Here is a 5,134-nt window from a genome sequence, read left to right on the forward strand (position 1 = left end):
CGATTGACGTGCGCCTTTTGTGACATCCTGTGCGGGTGTCCGCGGCGGGCCCGCCTTCGGGTGTAGTGACGTTTCTGTTCACCGATGTAGAGGGTTCGACGCGTCGGTGGGAAGCCGACGCGGATGCGATGCGAGGCGCCCTGGCCGACCATGATGCGGTGTTGCGCGAGGCGATCGCGACGCACGGGGGCTGGTTGTTCAAACACACCGGCGACGGTGTGTGCGCGGCGTTCGCCTCGCCGAGGGCCGCGGTCGATGCGGCGGTGGCTGCCCAGCTTGCGCTGGAGTTGCCGGTGCGGATGGGCATGGCCACCGGCGAAGCAGAACTGCGCGATGGCGATTACTTCGGTGCGGTGCTCAATCGGGCGGCAAGGGTGATGGGCGCCGGGCACGGCGGCCAGATCCTGCTGGCCGAATCGACTGCGAGTCTTATCAGTGGAGTGGACCTTCTCGATCTGGGACCGCGACGGTTGCGGGATGTACCGATGCCGGTCGGTGTCTTTCAAGTACGGGCAGCGGGCCTACGCGAGGAGTTTCCCGGTCTGCGCGCGCTGGATACAACGCCGGGGAATTTACGGCCCGCGACAACCAGCTTGATCGGACGCGAGTCCGAACTCGACGAGGTGCAGGCGGCGGTCAAGACGCATCGGTTGGTGACGCTGACCGGCGTAGGCGGGGTCGGCAAGACCCGCCTCGCGTTGGCGGTCGCGGCGCGACTCGCCGGCGAGTTCCCGGACGGTGTGTGGGTTTTCGAACTGGCGGCAGTCACCGATCCTGCGGCGGTGCCGGATGCCGTGGCCGCGGTGCTGGGCATCACCCAGCAGCCCGGCAAGACCGTGAGCGAGTCGGTGGCCGCCGCACTTGAGGGTCGTGTCCGGCTGCTGGTGATCGACAATTGCGAGCATGTGCTCGACTCCGCCGCCGACCTGATCGAAGCCATCCTCGCCCACTCGGCGACCGTGCGGGTCCTGGCAACCAGCCGCGAAGGTCTCGCAGTTCCCGACGAGCAGGTGCGCCCGGTGCGCTCTCTGGACGCGGCAGCGGGAATCGACTCTGCGGCGGCGACCCTGTTCGTCGAACGCGCTCAAGGCATTGCACCAGGCTTCTCAATGACCGACCGTGATGAAGCCGCCGCAGTCACCGAAATTTGTCGGCGCCTGGACGGGATCCCGTTGGCCATCGAACTCGCGGCATCGCGGATGGCCTCGATGACCGCCAGCGAAATGCGTGATCGCCTTGATCACCGATTCCGGCTGCTGGTGGGGTCGCGACGCGGATTGGAACGCCATCACACTCTGCGCCACGCGGTGGCGTGGTCTCACGACCTGCTCGACGACACCGAAAAGGCAGTGCTGGACCGCTGTTCGGTGTTCGCCGGTGGGTTCGACCTGCAAAGCGCCTGCGCGGTAGCCGGATTGGATGACCTCGACGAGTACGCGATCCTTGAGGTACTCGACGCCCTGGTGCGTAAGTCGCTCCTGCTCGCCGTGCGGTCAGGCGCGCGGACGCGGTATTCGATGCTGGAAACGATCCGCCAGTTCGCCGAGGAACAACTCGCCTCCCGCGGCGAAGCATCCGAGACTCGCGCCGCCCACGCGCGCTACTTCGCCGGACGGGAAGCCAACCTCATGACGCTGTGGGACAGCCCGCGCCAGCGCGAGGCGTACGCCTGGTTGGTAGTCGAGTTGGCCAATCTGCGCACGGCGTTTCGGTGGGCCGCCGATCATGGCGACCTGGACGCGGGCGCCGCCATCGCGGCGTACGCCGCGTTACTTGGCCCCTTTCTCGAGAACTACGAACCGATAACTTGGGCCGAAGAGCTGATAGAACCCCTCCGCGCCGTCGACCATCCTCGACTCGCCGCAGTATGCGTCGGCGCATCGCTGTCCTGTCTCATCGGACGCGTCGAAGAGGCTGTGCACTATAGCGAGGTCGGCCAGACAGTTATCGCCGCTGCCAGCGACAAGGTGTCCTACTTCGGTGAGGCCTATCTCGGCAGTGCATACCTGTTCGTCGGCCAGCCGGAAAGGTATGTGGAGCTGTGCCGGGCACAACTGACACGCAGTGGCGATACCAATACCTTCGCCAGAGCGAACCAGGTCTTCGCTCTAGCCGTCTCCGGTTCAAGTGACGAGGCGATCGTTACCGCCGCCGGCCTCCTCGCTGCCGCCGAGGCGACCGGTAACCCGTACGTGCATTCGTACTCACTTTTCGCGTGGGGGTACACCTTCCGGCACACTGATCCAGACCGCGCGTTCGAGGCGATGCGCCGCAGCGGGCTCGTCGCGCGGGACAGTGGTAACCGTTTTCTTGAGACCCAATTCTCGTACTGGCTGTCTGGACTCGAGGCCAACCGAGGGGAGCATTTGGCGGCTTTGGACGGCCTCGTCGCGGCCATCCGCGATAGCCACGAATCCGGCAACATCGGCATGTTGCACAACCCGCTGGCCATTCTGGCTGCCATTCTCGACCGGCTCGGACGCTACGAACCAGCGGCCACCATCGCCGGTTTCGCCACTGTCAATCCCTTGGCCGCAGCGACCGTGCCCGAGCTCGGCACAGCGATAACCCACCTCCGCGAGGTCCTCGGCGAACAGACCTACGAATCGCTCGCCCGCGAGGGAGAGACAATGACCATCGCCGCCATCGCGACGTACGCCTACGACCAAATCGACCAGGCCCGAACAGAATTGAACGCCGTCTCGAAATAGGCGGCGCCTATCGTCTACACGCCGCGGCAGCCACCGGATGCCGACTTGGCGGACTTGTCGACGCTCGCGGTCTCGGTGTGGTGGGTTCAAGCCTCAGCCGAGGCGATGGGAGTGCGTGGCCGTCGGGTCAAGGCCGAAGACCCGCACCTCGGTGGACTTGCCTTTCAAAGGGTGGGCTGCGCGGTGGGAGATACCGCGCGTAAATGCAGTAGTGGACTACTTATTCCGGTAGCGGTCCGCGGACACATGGTTATTGACGACTCTCCAAGCAAAGGTGGTCTGATGTCCGCAGCCCAGCCGCAGCCGGTGAAAACCTGCGACGTGTGCATCGTCGGAGCAGGGATCGCCGGGCTAAACGTCCTGTTCGCGGCGAGCCGATACCTGTCGCGCGACCAAAAAGTGATTCTGATCGATCGTCGGGCGCGCGTCGGCGGCATGTGGGTCGATGTGTACTCCTATGTACGCCTGCATCAGCCGCACCCCATGTTCACGGCGGGCAACATCGAGTGGACGCTCAGCAAGGACCGCGGCTACTTAGCGACCAAGGGCGAGGTGCTCGACCATTTTCAGCACTGCGTCGACGTGATCAGGGAGCGCGTGCAGGTCGACGAGTACTTCGGCTGGGACGTCGAGTCGGACGAAGAAGCGAACGGAGTAGTGCGGGTCTCCGCTAGGTCCGCCGATGGCAAAGTCATGGTCGTCGAGGCAAAGCGAGTAATCAAGGCCTATGGCCTGGCCGTCACGCCGAACGAGGCGCTCGAAATCTCCAGCAATCGCGTCCATTCGGTGTCGCCGGACTACTGCGACGTCCGGGCGGGCGACATCAGGGAAAGCGATGCGCCGGTATGGATCATCGGCGGCGGAAAAACCGCGATGGACACTGCACACGCACTGATCACGGCATATCCCGGCCGCGAGGTAAACCTCGTCGCCGGCCGAGGGACATTCTTTTCCCGCCGCGACAACGTGTTACCCAGCGGCGCCCGGCGATGGTGGAAGGGCACACCGCTGAGCACCATCGCCGCACAGATGGGTCGTCGGTACGACGGCACCAACGAAGCAGAGGTCCAAGCTTGGTTTCGCACCGCCTACGGCACGTTCTTGACGCCGCAGGCGGACAACTTCGTGTTAGGGGTGCTGTCTGAGGCCGAGAACCGCACGATCTCCGCCGGCCTCAACGATCTCGTCATGGACTATCTCGAGGATGCAGTCGATCGCAATGGTACGACCGAGTTGGTGTTCCGGAGTGGATCGACGAAGACGATCCAACCGGGCAGCTGGCTCGTCAACTGCACGGGATACGTCGGACTCACCGGCGAATCCCCGTACGAGCCCTACGTTTCGCCCAGTGGCGCAGTCGTTTCGATCAATGTGCGGTCGGCCACACTGCACTTACCTGCGTTCATGGGGTACTTCCTGGGCCACCTGATGTTCTTGGACAAGATCAGGGAGATCCCGCTCTACGAAGTCGACTGGCAGGAGCTGAGGCACAAGTCGCCGGTGGCATTTCCGTACGTGCTCTTCGCGCTCGTCCAGCACAACCTCAGCTTGATCTACGACAACGTCCCCAGTCGCGTGTTCAACGAGAACGGCCTCGATTTCGATAAGTGGTACCCGCTGCCGCGCCGCTTGCCGGTCCTCACACGGTTCATGCTCACGCACCGCCGCGAACGCGAGCGGCAGCGCCGTGTTCTTGACAGAGTGCGGGAGCGATTCGAAATCCGTTGCGGGCCACTGAGTGAGGGAGTGCACACCTAGCGCCAGAACGTGACTGGACGAGCGTTTAGCCCTTCCTGCCGCCTGTTTCGTTGCTTTCTGGCGCCCCAGCTCCAACCCTCACGGCGCACGAATGTGCGACCAGATGGAGACCGGCCGGGTGGGGGCCACTTCTGACGGCCGAAGCCGGCCGAACTTGAGGTGTGCAAACGAGCGACATTCGGAGGTGACCGTTGCCGAGTCGCGTTTGGTCAAAGGGGGTTTGGTCGACGTTCAACAACTGGCACCGCCCGCCCAGTGGACGTTCGCAACGAACGGGCCAGGCACTTCGATTACCGGCGACATACACCGTAAAACTGTGCACGCTGCTGCGGCTGCCGGCACGGGTCGCTGCGGCATCACCGGCTGCGATGGAACGTCTTTGCCGCGCGTTTGGGGATTCCGGTGGAGGCGCTGGAGGGGCGGCGGGCTGGATCACCCGTCGCGAGGCTCGAGCATCGGCAGCAGCACGTTGCGCACGAGCGCCACGATCGTCTCGTCGTCGTCGAGCGTGATTGTTCCCTCACGGGTGAGGAGGAGCGAGATCGCGAGCCGCGCGAGCACCTCTGCGGCCTGGTCGACGTCGGCTGGCGCAGCACGTCCGGCGCGCACTTCGGTGCGCAGCCGCTGACCGATCAACTCGCGGTACAGCGCAAGCGCCGCCGTGC

At 64.5% G+C, this 5,134-nt stretch carries 2 protein-coding genes and 1 pseudogene; 2 read left to right on the top strand and 1 reads right to left on the bottom strand.

Annotated features, from left to right (window positions below; all coding sequences use genetic code 11):
• Positions 1-29: 29 nt before the first annotated feature.
• Both WAO18_RS06525 and WAO18_RS06530 read left to right on the top strand, forming a co-directional pair.
• Positions 30-2,711: an ATP-binding protein gene (locus WAO18_RS06525; RefSeq protein ID WP_422204866.1), complete on the top strand. Its 2,682-nt coding sequence runs from the start codon at positions 30-32 to the stop codon at positions 2,709-2,711.
• A 282-nt stretch (positions 2,712-2,993) separates the two neighbouring features.
• Positions 2,994-4,469 carry an FAD-dependent oxidoreductase gene (locus WAO18_RS06530; protein WP_422204868.1) on the top strand — a complete coding sequence of 492 codons (1,476 nt, stop codon included), beginning with the start codon at positions 2,994-2,996 and terminating at the stop codon, positions 4,467-4,469.
• A 432-nt stretch (positions 4,470-4,901) separates the two neighbouring features.
• Here WAO18_RS06530 and WAO18_RS06535 read toward each other — a convergent pair.
• Positions 4,902-5,134: pseudogene (locus tag WAO18_RS06535) on the bottom strand (TetR/AcrR family transcriptional regulator); the annotation flags it as partial.

Source organism: Mycobacterium sp. (genome assembly GCF_049278535.1).
GTDB lineage: Bacteria > Actinomycetota > Actinomycetes > Mycobacteriales > Mycobacteriaceae > Mycobacterium.